The sequence below is a fragment of the Exiguobacterium sp. FD-YE-25-4 genome, assembly GCF_057004685.1.
In genome coordinates, this window is sequence record NZ_CM168041.1 from 1,334,315 (window position 1) to 1,350,162 (window position 15,848).

Consider the following 15,848-nt stretch of genomic DNA (forward strand, 5'->3'; position numbering starts at 1 on the left):
AATGATGCAAACTGAATTAACAGCCGAAGCCATTTATAAACAAGAATTCAAGACCGCCCTTCGTGGGTACTCACAAGAAGAAGTCGACCAGTTTTTGGACGTCGTCATCCGCGATTATGAGAAGATGACGAAAGAAATCGAACGGTTGCGCCAAGAGAACGAGTCGCTCCGCCGCGGTTCGAACGAACAAGCAGAACCGGTCAAACCGGCCCAGCCTGTCGCGTCGAACTATGACATGTTGCGTCGCATCTCGAATTTAGAAAAGGCCGTCTTCGGAAAACAGGTCGGCCCGAGCGAATAAAGTGAGGAGGTGGAGAAGATGTTACAAGTATTGACGGCCGTCAAAAAAGAACCTGAGAAACGACAGACGAAAGGCTTGTTCCGCACGAAAGAAGAAGTCATCGCACCGCCGAAGTCGTACACGGACGAGATCGTCGAGATTATCCGTCACACATGCCGGTTTGATTGGATGATGATCGAACAAGTCGAGCTTGGTGAGGATGTGCTCGATTATGTATTGGTCGGCCCGAAAGGCGTCTTTTTAGTCCGCATCAATCGGACGACGTCGGCCGTCCATATGACGAACCGTGACTGTCGTCTCGAGACGTCGCTCGGTTGGAAAAACATCTATCCGCATCCGATAGAAGAGCTTGAGCGGATGACGAAGCACGTCAGGAGCGCCCTGAAGAGGCAATGCGGACAAGCAGTCCCTGTCACGTCGTTCTTGATTTTCCCTGAGACATCCCGTCTAAAGGTCGAACGCATCAAAGCCAACTGTGCCGATACGTTCGATGTGATCGATGACGTCATCGCGAAAACGAAGCTCGAGCTGTTATCGGAGGCGACAATCAAACACATCGCCTACTATTGCTCGGAGCGTCAAGTACATAAATGAAAATGGCGCTGAAGCTTCAGCGCCATTTTCATTTCAATAATTGTCGGGCTTGTTCTGCATCTTTACGATGGACGAACAAAGCGACCCGGTCGTCCAAGTTTTTTGCGAGCGGGCGGAACAGGCGCCCGGTCGGCAAGCCGTGTTCGACGCGACACGTGATGCCATGTTCCGTCAAATACGTATAGTCGTCGAGCAGCGCCTCGCCTTGCTTGCCAAACGCCTCGCCGAAGCGGACCCACTGTAAGTTGCGGACGGCGCGGATTGAGACGAGCACGACGAATGTGATGCCTAAGACGATAATCAATAGCGTTTCCAAATCCAAAGCGTTCAACCCCTTCTTTACATAATTTTAAGGGTGCAACCGCTTGAAAGCAACAACGATAGACCGGTATACTCAAAAGAAAGTGAGGGATGACGATGAAAACAACGATTCAATCGCGTCGCGAAGCCGTGACGCTGCTAGAAGACAAGCACGTGCTCTACATCCGCATCCATAACGGGCAGACCGGGATGATCAAACAAACCGAAGACGGAATCGTCGTCGCGATTCCGAATGAAGAGACGGACAAAGTCGATTTCCGCAAGTTAGAGGACATCGAAGCGTTTGAGGCGTTCTACGATTTGATGCTCTCGAAGCCAGGGACGCTTTATTATAACCAAGCGTAAACAAAGCTCCACTCATCTCGAGTGGAGCTTTTGTCATGGTGTCGGCAGCCAAGTGGACATCGTCTCTTGCAACGAATCAGGGCGCAGGTGCCGTTGTTTATGAAGCAAATAGCCGTCCGGTCGGATGACGAGCACGCCGCGCTTCATGAACAATGATTTCGCGAGCTCGTTGCCTTGGTCGAAGAAGGGACGACTCGTCTTCGAGAGCGTGATGATTTGGAAGAACGATTGATGATCGTTCAAATAATCATAGAGTGCGGTCGCATCACGTTTATCATCGTCGAGGATGAGCACTTGGAACCGGCCGTCCGCAATCTCTGAGATTTTGGTGCGCAACCCGTCATCGGTCCGGATGATCTCGATCTCCGGGAAGATTTTGCCCTTGGTGACACGCAAAAACGGAATTCGGGAATGTCCGGGATAAGACAAGTGCAGTTGGGCGATTCGTTCCGTTATTTTTTGGTTGACCAAGTTGACGCGCGTAAAGACGTCGGCGCCGAGCGCTTGGAACGGCAAGAGGACAGGCAACGTCGTCTGTAACACCTCAGTCGCCACGTTCGTCGTCTGAAGTACGTTACGAGCCACGTGTTCACGTTCGTCGCGATACGAGGCGACGACGCGGAACGGGGCACCAGCCTTCAAATGAAGCCACAACTTCCACCCGAGGTTGAACGAGTCGGCGATGCCGGTGTTCATCCCTTGTCCGCCTACGGGTGAGTTGATATGGGCGGCGTCTCCCATTAAAATGACTCGATTGTGGATGAACGAGTCGACCATGCGGTTGTGGACCCGGAAGAGCGAGAACCACTCAACTTCGTCGATCTCGACATCCATATGGCTTCGCTGTTCAATCAACTTGCGCAGTTCCGACTCATTGAACGACTCGTCGCTCGCGAGGTTCCCTGTGATGCGAATCGTGTCATCCGTGAGCGGGAAAACTTCTAAGACGCCCCGGTCGGAAAAGAAAATATGCACTTCTTCGCGCGAGATGTTCCATTTGGCTTTCATATCGGCGAGCACCCACGACTCTTTGAACGATTTTCCGCTAAACGGAAGGGCGAGCATCCGGCGAATCGAACTGTTCGCCCCATCGGCCGCGACGACGTATTTGGCTTCGATCGTCCGGTTTGATGCATCTGACTCAAGGTGGGCGAGCACTCGAGACGGGTAATGTGTCAACGAGACGAGCGATTCACCGCGCTGGACGGAATGACCGTGTCCGTTTAACGCATCCTCTAAAATCGCCTCGGTCTCGTTTTGGCGTAGCAGCGTCACGAACGGGTACGGCGTGACGAGGCGAGAAAATTCAAGTTTGGCCGTCCATTGACCCGAGAAGTATAGATTGCCTTTCTCGATGGTCCGTGCCCGGCCGAGTACTTCCTTGGCGACATCGAGACGAGAGAACACTTCGATCGTTCGCGGTTGAATCCCGATGGCCCGGGAATTGTTCGACGGGGTCGTCTTACGATCAATGATTTCAAATGAGATCCCATATCTGGCTAACGTCAATCCGAGCGTGAGTCCGGTCGGGCCCGCTCCGACGATCAATACATCAACTTTTTTATCCACCACATCCACCAACTCCTATCGTTAATAATGATATTTCCGACATTTGATGCGTTTAAACGAGGAGACAACGGTGGAAGTGTAGAAACAAAGAGAACGAGGTGGAGAGAATGGACAAATCGTGGATCACGGAACAACAACTACGTGACAGTTTCTCGATGGAAGAAAACTATGAACAGACGGCAGCCGTTTTGATCCCGTTGACCGAGGTCGACGGGACGTGGCACGTCGTCTTTGAAGTACGCGCCCATACAATGCGGCGTCAACCCGGAGAAATCTCATTTCCGGGCGGCCGTCTCGATCCCGGTGAGACACCGGTCGAGGCCGCTGTTCGAGAGACGAGTGAGGAGTTATTGCTCGCCTTATCCGATATCGAGGTCATCGGTCGCCTGCAGCCACTCGCGACGCCGCACCGGCAACTGATCTATCCGTTCGTCGGGGTAATTCCACTGCTACCGGACGTGCACCATACGGATGAGGTCGACCATTTATTTTCAATCCCGGTCGAGACGTTGCTTTTGCTAGACCCGTTCCATGGGGAGATGGAATGGACGATGAACCCGGATCAAAATATCCCATTTGAACGGATGGCGAATGCTAAAGCGTACGAAAAACGGGTAATTAAAATGAGAGAACCTTTTTATGAACATGAAGACTACATTATTTGGGGATTGACTGGAAAAATTTTGACACAATTTATTAAACGGCTTAAAGAAAACGTATTCAAACCGATATAATTTCGTTATAATGATAGAAACAAATTTAAGATTGGAAGTGAATGGGTGTGTCTGTAGAATTCGTTGTGGGTGATATCGTCAAGTCAACTCGTGAAGGTTGGGTCGCAGAAGTGACTGCCGTATTGACCAATACGGTCATCGGGGACGTTTCCATCATGGAAGAATTTCAACAGCTTGGTCTCGAATTTGAGAAGCAAGTTTTACTGAAAAAAGATTTGGAATTGATCGAACGCGCCAGCTGACCTTTTAATCGAAAGGGATGATTCAGGTGTCCATTGACAAAAAAGTTCGTGAATGGGAAGAGGCCGGTTTACTTGATGAAGTGACCGGTCAGCGCTTGGTCGAATATGAACATAAGAAATTGGCGGTCGGTGACAAACGTGAGCACAAACCGCCTATTCTTGTGATCATCGGTTCTATTTTGCTCGCACTCAGTCTATTCAGCTTTGTCGCGGCCAATTGGCAAGCGATTCCTGACCTTGTGAAAGTCGCTATTTTCCTCGGGTTTATGGTCGGGATGTATGTGACCGCCGAACGCCTGCAAGTGAAGGCGTCACGCTATGTCACGCTGTTCCGGCTTTTAGGCGTCGCTTTCTTCGTCGCCACGATGATCGTCATCTTCTCCACTTATAATCTGTCCTCGCAAATCCCGCTCTTATTTTGGCTCTTCCTTGCCGTCGCTGTCCTGCATAAATTGATCTATAAGCATCCCATCTACACGTTCCTGGCCGCGCTCGCTGCCTTTTTGGCGGTCACGAACAGTTTTCAAGGCATCGGCATCACGTTGATCGCGTTCGGGTTCCTCGTGACCTGGGTCTGGTTCCATTACGGAGACAACGAGCTCGATCGTATCTTCGCCTGGTTCGGCTTTTATGGCCTCCTCATCACAATCGGTCAATATGCCGGCTACGAAGGACGCTTTTGGCCGCTATGGGCCCTTGCTGCCTTACATGTCCTATTCCTTATCTATCGTGAGCGGGCCCAGTGGAATTATTTGTACCTCTTCGTCGCGGCCGTCCTATCGATCGGTTATTTAATCAATGCGACGGAAGGCTGGTTGTCGCAACGAACGCCCTCGGTCATCGAGGCGACGATCCTTTCGGTCGTCCTCGTCGCCGTCTATTTACTTCACCGACGCCAGGACTTGATGTGGGTCAGTTTACTCGCTGTCATCCCGTTCTCATTATTCGAAGACTCCGGCATCTTGCTAGCGGTGCTACTTGAAGTGGTCGCACTCGCCTATCTCGTCTATCAAGACCACAATCGCAAACCGATCGTGCTTGCTTTCATTTATTTCTTGCTCGTCCAAATGACGATTTACTTCATTTACGTTTGGGATCGACTCGACATTTCGCTGTTCTTCCTCATCGGAGCATTGATCGTCTTCGCATTGTCGCTCGCTTTGTGGTGGCGCAGCCGTAGCCGTACGAGAGGGGATGCTCAGACATGAAACGATTGACGCCTTGGCTAGTGCCGGTTTTGCAAGTAGTGATCGCTGTCGGTTTTATTCTGCTCGTCTATGCGGTCTCCTGGTTCGGAGAGACGTATACGTTCAAAGCGACCTCCTATGAGCCGTACGATCCGTTCTTTGGAGACTTTGTCTATTTGGAATACGATTCGTTCGACGGCAGACAAGATGTCGAATCAGGGACGGTATACGTGTCGTTCAAAACGGGGGACGACGGTTACGCGACCATTGATCGGGTCAGTTCACGGCCGTTCTTCGGTGGCACTCGTGCCAATTACTATGACCGGCAAGTGTATATCGATGACATGAGTTCGTATCGGGTCGCCGAAGAAGAAACGTCGGCGATCGAAGGTGCGAAAACGTTCGAAGTGGATGTCGACGTGGCACCTTGGGGCATGGTTCGCCCCCATGATTTACGCTCGATTGAAGCTGAAACAGAATGACAATCAGATTACAGATTTGTTACACGTTATGTTGTAACGAATCTGTAATTTTTTACGAAAACGGTTGGTAACACTAGGTTTATTGTAAATGTTACAGATTGTAACCAGTTCTTTCTTGATGTGTCAGAAATATTTCACTTCGTCAAAATCCCTTCTCGTGATTGAAACGACATGGTAAATTTACTCCTGTTCGTTAGATGACGAGAAAGGTGCTGACCTATTAATGCATTCCTTAAAATATATAATCGCGATTTTATTTGCCGCTGTTGGAACATTCGTGTTTGCTGCGAATGCCGATGCCGCCCAAATTGGAATCGGGACTGAACAGAAAATTGTCCAAAACCCACTTGAATTAGAACGTCAGGCCATTGAGTTGGAGCGCCAGCAAGAAATCGAACGCAAGAAACGTCTTGCCGAAGAGAAACGGCTCGCTGAAGAAAAACGTTTAGCCGAAGAAAAGCGCTTGGCAGAAGAGAAAGCCAAACGTGAACAGGCCGAGCGTGAAGCGAAAGCGAAAGCGAAAGCAGAACGTTTGGAAGAAGAAAAGCGCGTCGCTGCCGAAAAGGCACGACAAGAAGAAGCGAAACGCCAAGCCGCAGCAAAAACCGAGAAGAAGCAACAAGCGGCATCGAGTGCGACCGTGACACCGGTCTCGACACAAGGACGTGTCATTCAAGCCGAGTCAACGGCCTACACGAACGATGCAGCTGACAACGGTTCTTACGGGGGACGCGTCTTGACGGCGACAGGCCATGACGTGACAGACTCGATTTATTATAACGGCATGCGTATCATCGCAGTCGACCCATCTGTCATCCCGCTCGGTACGGTCGTTCAAATCGACGGCATCGGCCAAGCGATCGCCCTTGATACAGGAGGACGCATTAAAGGGAACATCGTCGATTTACTCGTCGACACGAAGAGCGAGGCCATCAATTGGGGTCGTCGTCATATCACAATCACATTGCCATAATTTAAAGGTTCTCCTGCGGGGGAACCTTTTTTGTCTCGCCTCGTGGGTTGGCAGTCTTTCGACCGCGTCCCAGCACGTTTCATTGTTTAACAATCGTTGGAAACGGGCAAACTAATATTTGACTTTCATGAAAAGTTACGAGCCGAGGAGGGGTAGAGTTGATAGAATTCCAAAATGTATCTAAGCGTTACGAAGACGGGACGTTAGCCGTCAAAGATTTGGATTTAACAGTACGAAGAGGCGAGATTTTTGTCTTGATCGGCCCATCAGGGTGTGGCAAGACGACAACCATGAAAATGGTGAATCGACTGATCGATCATACCGACGGGAAAATTTTGATTGATGGGAAAGAGATTTACCAATTCGATATTTATGAGTTACGCCGCAATATCGGTTATGTACTTCAACAAATTGCCTTATTCCCTCATTTAACGGTCGAAGAAAATATTTCTGTCGTTCCTGAACTATTGAAGTGGCCAAAGCAAAAGACGAAAGACCGCGTGACCGAACTCATGGAAATCGCCGGATTAGATCCCGTCTTGCGGGCTAAAAAGCCGACCGAGCTATCCGGTGGACAACAGCAACGCGTTGGGGTGCTCCGTGCGCTCGCGGCCGATCCTGACGTCATCTTGATGGATGAGCCGTTCTCGGCACTCGACCCAATCAGCCGGGGCCAACTCCAAGACGATATTAAACGCTTGAACGATGAACTTGGGAAAACGATTTTGTTCGTGACCCACGACATGCAGGAAGCGATGAAACTCGGAGACCGTATCGCGTTGATGCGTGACGGCGAGTTGGTCGTCGTCGGGACACCAGATGAAATCAGAGCGAGCACGGACCCGTTCGTCCTCGACTTTACACAACGCGGAAGAGGTGAGGTTGATGCTTGAGACATTCCAAAACCGACGAGGGGAACTCGTCGAGGCGCTCATCGAGCACTTGCAGCTCTCCGTCGTCTCCTTATTGATCGCGGTCTTGATTGCCGTCCCGCTCGGTATTTGGTTGACGCGCCGTAAAAAAGTGGCCGAGACCGCCATCGGTGTCACTGCCATCATTCAAACGATTCCTTCTTTGGCGCTCCTCGGACTGATGATTCCACTTGTTGGGATTGGCGCCTTGCCGGCGACGATCGCCCTCGTGTTGTACGCCTTACTCCCAATTTTACGAAACACGTTCACCGGACTGAACGAGGTCGACAAATCGCTCATCGAAGCGGCACGAGCTTGCGGCATGAAGCCGAACCAGAGCTTGATGAAAGTCGAGCTCCCGCTCGCCTTGCCGGTCATTATGGCCGGGATTCGGACGGCGATGGTCCTCATCGTCGGGACGGCGACGCTCGCTGCCCTCGTTGGAGCAGGTGGGCTCGGGACGTTGATTCTTTTAGGAATCAACCGGAATGACAACTACTTGATTTTACTCGGCGCCATCCCGGCCGCCATCCTCGCTCTCTTGTTCGATTTCTTGCTCCGACAAATGGAAGGCGCGACAGCTACGCGGAATAAGACAAAATTGATTGCTGTCTCTACCGTCTTGGCGTTAATCGTCGCGGCACCGCTCGCGCTCGGTCGCACGCAACAGACCGATCTCGTCGTCGCCGGAAAACTTGGACCAGAGCCTGAAATTTTAATGAACATGTATAAATTATTGATCGAGGAAGAGACTGATTTGACTGTTTCTGTCCGACCAAACTTTGGCGAGACGACATTCGTCTGGGGTGCGCTCCAATCTGGTGATGTCGATATTTACCCAGAATTCACAGGGACGGTACTCGCCAGTCTCGTGAAAGAGACACCGAACTCAAATGATGCTCGCGAAGTGTATGAACAGGCTCGTGATGCGCTGGCAGACGACGGCTATGCCTTGCTTGAGCCGATGCAGTTCAACAACACATATGCCATCGCCATCCCACGCGACTACGCCGAAGAGGAAGGCATCACATCGATTTCTGATTTACGGAACGTGCAAACGGACATTAAAGCTGGCTTCACGCTCGAGTTTACGGACCGGGAAGACGGATACCCTGGACTTCAGCAAGCCTACGGTCTCGACTTCCCGTCGGTCGTCTCGATGGAACAGAAACTCCGTTACCGCGCCATCGCTCGTGGTGACGTCAACCTTGTCGATGCATACGCGACGGACCCGGATATCGCCGAGAATGATTTGCTCGTCCTTGAAGATGATCAACAGTTCTTCCCGCCATATCAAGGGGCACCGTTGCTCAAGCAAGAGACATTAGACGAGCACCCTGAAATCGAGGACGCGCTCAATCAATTGGCTGGTAAAATTACAGATGAAGAAATGTCTGAACTCAACCGCCGCGTCGCGTATGGGAATGAGCGTGCTTATGACGTCGCACAAGACTTCTTGGAGCAGGAAGGTCTCCTATGAGAGCAATGATTATCTCGAATCCAACATCCGGTGCAAGTGAAACGATGCTCGGTGAGGTTGTCGGGACGGTCGAATCCTTGTATGACGAGATTCTGATTCGAAAGACGCTCGGACAAGGAGATGCTGCCCGCTTTGCCGAGGCGAGTGGGTCGTTCGAGCATTTAATCGTCATCGGTGGGGACGGGACCCTGCATGAGGTCGTCAACGGCCTCATGTCACTTCCGAAGGACGAGCGGCCGACGGTCGGCCTCGTCCCCGGTGGTACGTGCAACGACTTTGCCCGTGCGCTCGATTTACCAGTCGAACCGATTGAGGCGGCGCGGTTATTTAAGATGAGTCATGTCCAGCCCGTCGACGTCATGCGGGTCAATGATCGATATGGCCTCAATTTTATTGGGGTCGGCCTGATCGCCGACGCATCGCGACAAATCGATCCGCTTCAAAAAGAATCTCTTGGTTCCATCGGCTACTTTTTAGCGACGATTCGTCAATTTAGAGAGCTCGACCCGTTCGACGTCCGCATCGAGCAGGACGGAGAAGTCGTCCATGATGGGCCGGTCAGTTTTTTGTACGTCGGAAACGGGGCATATCTTGGTACGGTACCGACGAAGTTACCGACCCAATCGTTCACCGACGGACTCGTCGAAGTCGTGCACAGCTCGGCCATCGGCTTTCCAATGATTCGTCAATTGTTGACCCAACAACTCGGACTCGAACAGTCGTCGCCGGAGTGGGTCCATCTACAGATGTCTCAGCTGACCGTCCACTTGAGCGAATCACAGATCATCGACGTCGATGGGGAACATTTTGAGGCGGACCGATTACACATCGACGTCTTGCCAAGTGAACTGACATTCCTTGTCCCATCCCACTAAAAACCAGACAGAGAAAAGAATTCAGACTTTTCTCTGTTTTTTGTTGTTCTCATTTCTGAACCGTGTTAGTATTTCACTATTATTATGAAAATAGATATGAAAACAGGAAGTAGGGATGGTAATGGCGCAAAACTCGTTCGCCTCAAAAATTGGATTCATCTTAGCGGCCGCAGGGTCAGCGATTGGTCTCGGTGCGATCTGGAAATTTCCGTATGTCACCGGCACAAGTGGAGGCGGCGCCTTTTTGCTCATGTTTTTAGCGTTTACGCTCTTACTCGGTCTCCCGTTATTGATCGGTGAGTTCATCGTCGGACGCTCGACACAAAAAACGGCACTGCTCGCATTCAAAAAATTAGGGCACGGCCGTTGGACACTTGTCGGTTACCTTGGTGTCATCGCATGTTTCTTATTGCTCTCATTCTACAGTGTCATCGGTGGTTGGGTCTTAATCTATGTCGGTCTCGGCTTGAGCGGGACATTGAACGGCCGATCGCCTGACGAATTCGGTGCCGTCTTCGGAGATGTCGTCTCGTCACCAGGCATCGCCGTGTTCGGTCAATTCTTATTCTTATTGATCACGCTCTTAATCGTGCTAAAAGGCGTCGAAGCTGGAATCGAGCGGATGAGCAAGATCTTGATGCCGCTCTTGTTCGTCAGTTTCATCGTCCTCGTCATCCGCTCATTGACGCTCGACGGGGCGATGGAAGGGGTTCGCTTCTTCTTGCAGCCTGACTTCTCTGCCTTGACGGGGGAATCGGTCTTGTTCGCCCTCGGTCAAGCGTTCTTCTCGCTATCACTCGGGGTTGCGGCCATGTTGACGTATGCGTCCTACATTAAAACGAAAGGCACGCTCAATCGCTCGGCGAACATGATCGTTCTATTGAACATCGCCGTCTCACTGTTAGCGGGTCTCGCGATTTTCCCGGCCGTGTTCGCATCAGGTCTCGACCCGGCTGAAGGACCGGCGCTTCTCTTCGTCGTCTTGCCGGCCGTCTTCAATCAAGTCCCGCTCGGTGGGTTCTTCATGGTATTGTTCTTCTTGCTGTTCACGTTCGCCTCGATCACGTCATCGATTGCGATGCTTGAAGTCGTCGTCGCCGGTGTGACCGACCGACTGAACGAAAAGAAACAGACGATGTCGAAACGGAACGTCACACTCTTGTCAGCAGCGATTGTTTTTGCGGTTGGTATCCCTTCGGCCCTCTCGTTCGGAGTGATGAGCGAGATGCAGTTCTTGAACGGTCGTACGTTCTTCGATTCGATGGACTATATCGTCAGCTATGTCTTGATGCCGGTCGGTGCGCTCTTGACATCGATTTTCGTCGGGTATGTCGTCGATCAGCGCATTCTTAAAGAAGAGATTCAAACATCGGGCGCTGGTGTCAAGCTGTACCCGGTCTGGCACTTCCTCATCCGGTATGTCATTCCGGTGACGGTCGCCATCGTCATGGTGACGACGTGGGTCACGGTGTAACGTGACGAACTCCTCCTGATTCATTGAATCAGGAGGGTTTTTTACATTCGAGCGACCCTGACTTTTCGTTCTTGCGACCGAGAGAGCGTGCGGCGTCATTATGCTAAGCTTATAAAGATGACGAAACTTTTTTTGAAGGGTCACGTAAGGTACAATAGAAGTATCATGAGACGAGGTGAAACGGATGAAAACATGGATGAAATGGGCCCTGACCGGGGCGATCCTATATTTTGCCATAAACGTTTTTGATTTCTCTTGGTTGTTTATCATCGTCGGGGCGCTCGTATTAAACGAAGTGTGGTCGACCAATAAACGCCGGAAGCGGGCACCGGCCCCCGTTGCCAAACGGGCCAAGAAAAAGCTGTTGCTCGATGAAGACGAACCGTTCGTCGGCTCGCGTATTTTGAAACCGCTTGAAGAAGCGGCGCCGGTACGTCAGTTCGAGGCGACCGACGATTTAGAGCTTCAATTTTTGCAACGGACGATTGAACAAGGGTATGAGAAACTGCAACAAATCGACCGCGTCTTGCCGGAAATCAAAGACATCGAGGTGCGGCGTGAGATGAAGGCCGTCTCGAAGGAAGCGCACGAACTGTTCGCTGAACTGTTCGAGAATCCACAAGACGCGAAACATGTTCGTGATCTCTTCACGTTCTATTTGGATTCGCTTGTGTCGGTCGTGTTGAAATTTAAAGAACTAGAAGGAAAACGCGTCGTCATTCAAGAAGAGACACGTGAACAGTTGATTACCAATATGCGACTCATCGTCGACAAGTTCAAACAGCAACGCAGCCGTCTCTTAGAAGACGATGCGGTCGACTTTGAACGAGAGTTGATCATGATGGAAAAAGTATTGGCCGATCAACCAGAAGGGAGAAAAAAACATGACTTCATCGAATGAAACGAACTGGCAGTCATGGCCAGAAGAAGAGCTCACTTCACAGACGAAAACGAAGACGGAAACCGATGCGATTTCGGACCCGTCCGTGGACTGGTCATCTATGACAGAGAAACATGAGGTGCCGGCGATTCAAGTGAATCCAGATGTCCCGCAGGAACACCGGGAACGGATCACGCGCATCGCCGAGTCGATCGATATTAAAAAGACAGATTCCGTCATGTTGTTCGGATCAAACGTGCAACGCGAACTGTCGCAATTCTCGGACCAAATCTTGACCGAGGTCCGGATGAAGGATGGCGGTGACGCCGGAAAGCTATTGTCCGACTTGATGCAGAACGTACGCAAGATGGACCCGGACATGTTGCAACCAGAGAAGAAGAGTTTTATGGACAACTTGCCGCTCATCGGACGGGCCAAGAAGAAAGCCGAGAACTACAAACTCCAGTTTGAAAAGATGAGCGTCTATTTAGAAGAAGTCATCCATAATCTAGACCGGGCCAAGTTCGGTTTGATGAAGGACATCACGATGCTCGATCAGATGTACGATAAGAACAAGCGTTATTTTGAAGAGCTTAACGTCTATATCGCCGCCGGTGAGACGAAACTTGACCACGTGCGCAGCTATGAGATCGCCCCGCTCCGTCAAGAAGTGGAGATGTCGAAAGACCAGGTCAAACTTCAACAGTTGAACGACATGATTCAACTCGCGGACCGATTCGAGAAAAAATTGCACGATTTGAAACTGAGCCGGACAATCAGTCTGCAGATGGCACCGCAAATTCGGGTCATCCAACAGAACAACCAGATTCTAGCCGAGAAAATCGAGTCGGCGGTCGTCAATACGATTCCGCTCTGGAAAAACCAAGTCGTGCTCGCGCTCAGCTTGACACGACAAAAGACGGCGCTCCGCATGCAGCAAGACGTCACGAAGACGACGAATACGTTGCTCGAGCAGAACTCGAAGATGTTGAAAGACTCATCGATCGAGATCGCCACAGAGAACGAGAAAGGCATCGTTTCGGTCGAATCGCTCAAAGTGGCGCACGAGAACTTGCTCTCGACGCTCGACGAGACGCTCCGGATTCAACAAGAAGGACGTCAGAAGCGCCGTGAGGCCGAACGTGAACTCGATCGCATGGAGCACGAGTTGAAAGAAAAAGTCATCGAGATCGCTTCAAAAAACAAAGAGTTGCCAAAAGAGACTGGATATTGAACGAGGAAAGTCTGAGCCCTCAGACTTTCCTTTTCTTTGAGGAGGATAAGAAAATGGAAAAACAACGGCTATGGGATGAGACGTGGTTGCAGTTCGCTGATATGATGGCGGTACGCCATTCGAAATGCGCCTCGAAAAGTGTCGCTTGCGTCATCGTCAAAGATGAGAAGCCGATCTCGATTGGGCTCAATGGGACGCCACCCGGACATACGAACTGCAATGAGATCTTTTTAAAACGGGAAGACGGTTTTTATAAACGGGCCGAGTACGTGTCAGAAGATGCGGTCGATTTGCTCGAGGCACCGGTTTCATTCATCCATGAGGGTGTGACATTTATTAGATGTTCGGACCCATACGACCACCATAATTGGTCGAAGCAACATGAAATCCACGCCGAAATCAACGCGATCGGTAAGCTCGCCGCGGATTCGACGAACGCCTTCGGCGCGACAGCCTATGTGACCCACTCACCATGTCATGCCTGTTCGCTCGCTTTGATCGCGTCACGCGTAGCCCGTGTCGTCTATGCGGTCGGCTATGAGCACGGTGACGGCCTCGATTTGATGCGTGAGAGTGGGATTGACGTGGTACATATGCCACTCGAAAAAAGTTTCAAAAACACATTGTAAACGTTTACATTCGATGTTATATTATTAATGTACTGCCAATGGTGTTTTACTCTTCCATTATTCGTCTCTCTTCGGAGGGACCTTTTTTTATGGCTAAGCACAGGTGAGACAAAGTTTACACATAATGTTCAATATTTCACAATCTTTTCGTGGGTTTCTTTCTTATAATGAAAGTAGATTAACGAGAGGGGAAATGTTACATGGAAAAACAAGTTCGTTTCACAGATGGTGCCTATGATGTGGAAGCGTTGATCACACTCGAAGAGGTGTGGGAAGATAAATTTGCCATCGGGACGCATAAAGAGCTCGCCGTTAAGTCATTAAAGATCAACGGAAATGAGGTTTCGGAGTTGAAGCACGTTCGGGCGTTGCTTCGCTACTATCCGACGCTCGGTGTCTCGGGCATCTTGCTAGCGCTCGATGGTGCCGCAGCTGAGATCGTCGCCTTGTCAGGGGATACGGATCCGGCGCTCCGGTTTGTTGAACTCGTCGCGTTACAAATGGATGAGGCAGCGACGGAAGAGTTGAAAGACCTATACGCCGAGATGGCGGTCTAACTTTGTAAGGATGACACCCACGTCATCCTTTTTTCATTTTCGGGTTGCAATGCGGGTTCAGTATGGTATTATTGTCAATAGATGAAGAAATGGAACGCCATATCGTTATCGACAACCAAAAATGGGGATCTAGATAGCTAGATCGCTGTGAAAAAGCCACGTTCATAGGAACGTGGCTTTTTTTTGTATAATTTCGAACCCGGCGCCGACATCAAAGGCGATATGGGCGTCTGAACCGAGCACGAACGGGATGCCGAGTGCGGCCGCCTCGGACGCGACGTCAATGGCGTAAGGTTGGCCGCAATCGGGCTTGCGGAGCCCGGCCGTATTCAAATCGAGACCGAAACCGCGTGTAGCGATCGTTTGTAGCAAGCGCGTCTGTTCGTCCTGCACGTTCGAGCGGTCCCACGTGTAATTGTGTTGATATTTGATCGGTAAGTCGATATGTCCGATGCGGTCCACTTTCAAACGCTCCCAAGGGAATGCGAGGCCGGCAGCGAGCGCCGTGTAGTATTGTTTCATCACGGTCTCGAACGAGCCGACACGTTTGACGAGCGCATCAAACGTGTCGGCCGAGAAGTCGATAGGCAGGAGCTCGTCGTCGACGAGGAGAAAGTGTTGGGACAAGATTGCTTCGTCTAATACGTCGGCATACGGCTCGAGCAACGCCAGCGTCTCGGACTCATATCCGGGCAAATAGTCGATCTCCAAACCGATGCGGAGATCAAGTTCGGGATACGACCGCTTCAACGTCTGCAAAGCTTCTATATAACGCGGGAGCAAATCGAGCGCCATCGCTGAATCTTGTTCTGGCGTCGGGTCCTGAAACCGGGCCGGGAGCGGCGCATGCTCCGTGAACGTGAGCGTCTGGATTCCTTGGTTCAAGGCGCGCTTTACATACGCTTCGAGCGAATCGGATGAACCATGCGGACAAAATGGGGTGTGAAGGTGACCATCACGGGTAAAGTCAATCATCAGTCGACATTCCTTTCGAGTTCGCCGGTTGACAGCAACGGCTTGGTTTGATAAATTTAACACACTACTTTAGTTTGGTAAAGTG

19 protein-coding genes are annotated in these 15,848 nt (G+C 50.9%); 16 read left to right on the forward strand and 3 right to left on the reverse strand.

Features of this window, described 5'->3' with window-relative positions; all coding sequences use genetic code 11:
* Positions 1-4: 4 nt before the first annotated feature.
* Together gpsB and AC13H5_RS06870 are read left to right on the forward strand one after the other, a co-directional pair.
* Positions 5-301 (forward strand): cell division regulator GpsB, encoded by a 297-nt coding sequence (gene gpsB / locus AC13H5_RS06865; protein ID WP_034777365.1) that lies wholly within the window; start codon positions 5-7, stop codon positions 299-301.
* Positions 302-319: 18 nt separating this feature from the next.
* Entirely contained in the window at positions 320-895 is a 576-nt protein-coding gene (locus AC13H5_RS06870; protein WP_215190178.1) for a nuclease-related domain-containing protein, read from the forward strand.
* A gap of 28 nt (positions 896-923) precedes the next feature.
* Here AC13H5_RS06870 and AC13H5_RS06875 read toward each other — a convergent pair whose 3' ends face one another.
* Entirely contained in the window at positions 924-1,217 is a 294-nt protein-coding gene (locus AC13H5_RS06875) for a hypothetical protein (protein WP_483546494.1), read from the reverse strand.
* Between the two features lie 95 nt (positions 1,218-1,312).
* Between AC13H5_RS06875 and AC13H5_RS06880 the strand changes: the two genes are divergently transcribed.
* Positions 1,313-1,561, forward strand: a complete 249-nt coding sequence (locus AC13H5_RS06880) for a hypothetical protein (RefSeq protein ID WP_483546495.1) — start codon at positions 1,313-1,315, stop codon at positions 1,559-1,561.
* Positions 1,562-1,594: 33 nt separating this feature from the next.
* Here AC13H5_RS06880 and AC13H5_RS06885 read toward each other — a convergent pair whose 3' ends face one another.
* Positions 1,595-3,133 carry an FAD-dependent monooxygenase gene (locus AC13H5_RS06885; RefSeq protein ID WP_235420188.1) on the reverse strand — a complete coding sequence of 513 codons (1,539 nt, stop codon included), beginning with the start codon at positions 3,131-3,133 and terminating at the stop codon, positions 1,595-1,597.
* A gap of 104 nt (positions 3,134-3,237) precedes the next feature.
* On the opposite strand from AC13H5_RS06885, the gene AC13H5_RS06890 reads away from it, so the two are divergent.
* The 13 genes from AC13H5_RS06890 to AC13H5_RS06950 all read left to right on the forward strand — a co-directional run bounded on the left by AC13H5_RS06890 (position 3,238) and on the right by AC13H5_RS06950 (position 14,788).
* The gene (locus AC13H5_RS06890) at positions 3,238-3,864 is read left to right on the forward strand and encodes an NUDIX hydrolase (RefSeq protein ID WP_214709992.1); all 627 of its coding nucleotides are present in this window, start codon (positions 3,238-3,240) and stop codon (positions 3,862-3,864) included.
* A 41-nt stretch (positions 3,865-3,905) separates the two neighbouring features.
* A complete protein-coding gene (locus tag AC13H5_RS06895; protein ID WP_021067243.1) occupies positions 3,906-4,106 on the forward strand; it encodes a DUF2187 family protein in 201 nt (66 codons plus the stop codon).
* Positions 4,107-4,123: 17 nt separating this feature from the next.
* A complete protein-coding gene (locus tag AC13H5_RS06900) occupies positions 4,124-5,314 on the forward strand; it encodes a DUF2157 domain-containing protein (protein ID WP_214752790.1) in 1,191 nt (396 codons plus the stop codon).
* On the forward strand, positions 5,311-5,775 hold the full coding sequence (locus tag AC13H5_RS06905) for a GDYXXLXY domain-containing protein (protein ID WP_034777369.1): 465 nt from the start codon (positions 5,311-5,313) through the stop codon (positions 5,773-5,775). The genes AC13H5_RS06900 and AC13H5_RS06905 overlap by 4 nt, the downstream gene beginning before the upstream one ends.
* A gap of 223 nt (positions 5,776-5,998) precedes the next feature.
* The gene (locus AC13H5_RS06910; RefSeq protein ID WP_232939451.1) at positions 5,999-6,748 is read left to right on the forward strand and encodes a 3D domain-containing protein; all 750 of its coding nucleotides are present in this window, start codon (positions 5,999-6,001) and stop codon (positions 6,746-6,748) included.
* Between the two features lie 158 nt (positions 6,749-6,906).
* Positions 6,907-7,641, forward strand: a complete 735-nt coding sequence (locus AC13H5_RS06915; protein ID WP_034777371.1) for an ABC transporter ATP-binding protein — start codon at positions 6,907-6,909, stop codon at positions 7,639-7,641.
* Complete coding sequence (locus AC13H5_RS06920) at positions 7,634-9,139, forward strand: ABC transporter permease/substrate-binding protein (RefSeq protein ID WP_034777372.1); 1,506 nt, start codon at positions 7,634-7,636, stop codon at positions 9,137-9,139. The genes AC13H5_RS06915 and AC13H5_RS06920 overlap by 8 nt, the downstream gene beginning before the upstream one ends.
* A complete protein-coding gene (locus AC13H5_RS06925) occupies positions 9,136-10,014 on the forward strand; it encodes a diacylglycerol/lipid kinase family protein (RefSeq protein WP_214791469.1) in 879 nt (292 codons plus the stop codon). The genes AC13H5_RS06920 and AC13H5_RS06925 overlap by 4 nt, the downstream gene beginning before the upstream one ends.
* 121 nt (positions 10,015-10,135) lie before the next feature.
* Positions 10,136-11,488, forward strand: coding sequence for a sodium-dependent transporter (locus AC13H5_RS06930; protein WP_034777374.1), 1,353 nt, complete (start codon positions 10,136-10,138; stop codon positions 11,486-11,488).
* A 184-nt stretch (positions 11,489-11,672) separates the two neighbouring features.
* Positions 11,673-12,389 carry a 5-bromo-4-chloroindolyl phosphate hydrolysis family protein gene (locus AC13H5_RS06935; RefSeq protein WP_034777375.1) on the forward strand — a complete coding sequence of 239 codons (717 nt, stop codon included), beginning with the start codon at positions 11,673-11,675 and terminating at the stop codon, positions 12,387-12,389.
* Positions 12,373-13,602, forward strand: a complete 1,230-nt coding sequence (locus tag AC13H5_RS06940) for a toxic anion resistance protein (protein ID WP_034777376.1) — start codon at positions 12,373-12,375, stop codon at positions 13,600-13,602. The genes AC13H5_RS06935 and AC13H5_RS06940 overlap by 17 nt, the downstream gene beginning before the upstream one ends.
* Before the next feature lie 53 nt (positions 13,603-13,655).
* Positions 13,656-14,231 carry a deoxycytidylate deaminase gene (locus AC13H5_RS06945; protein WP_034777377.1) on the forward strand — a complete coding sequence of 192 codons (576 nt, stop codon included), beginning with the start codon at positions 13,656-13,658 and terminating at the stop codon, positions 14,229-14,231.
* A 200-nt stretch (positions 14,232-14,431) separates the two neighbouring features.
* On the forward strand, positions 14,432-14,788 hold the full coding sequence (locus tag AC13H5_RS06950; RefSeq protein WP_034777378.1) for a hypothetical protein: 357 nt from the start codon (positions 14,432-14,434) through the stop codon (positions 14,786-14,788).
* Between the two features lie 162 nt (positions 14,789-14,950).
* Here AC13H5_RS06950 and hisJ read toward each other — a convergent pair whose 3' ends face one another.
* Entirely contained in the window at positions 14,951-15,763 is an 813-nt protein-coding gene (gene hisJ, locus AC13H5_RS06955) for a histidinol-phosphatase HisJ (protein ID WP_483546496.1), read from the reverse strand.
* Between the last annotated feature and the right edge of the window lie 85 nt (positions 15,764-15,848).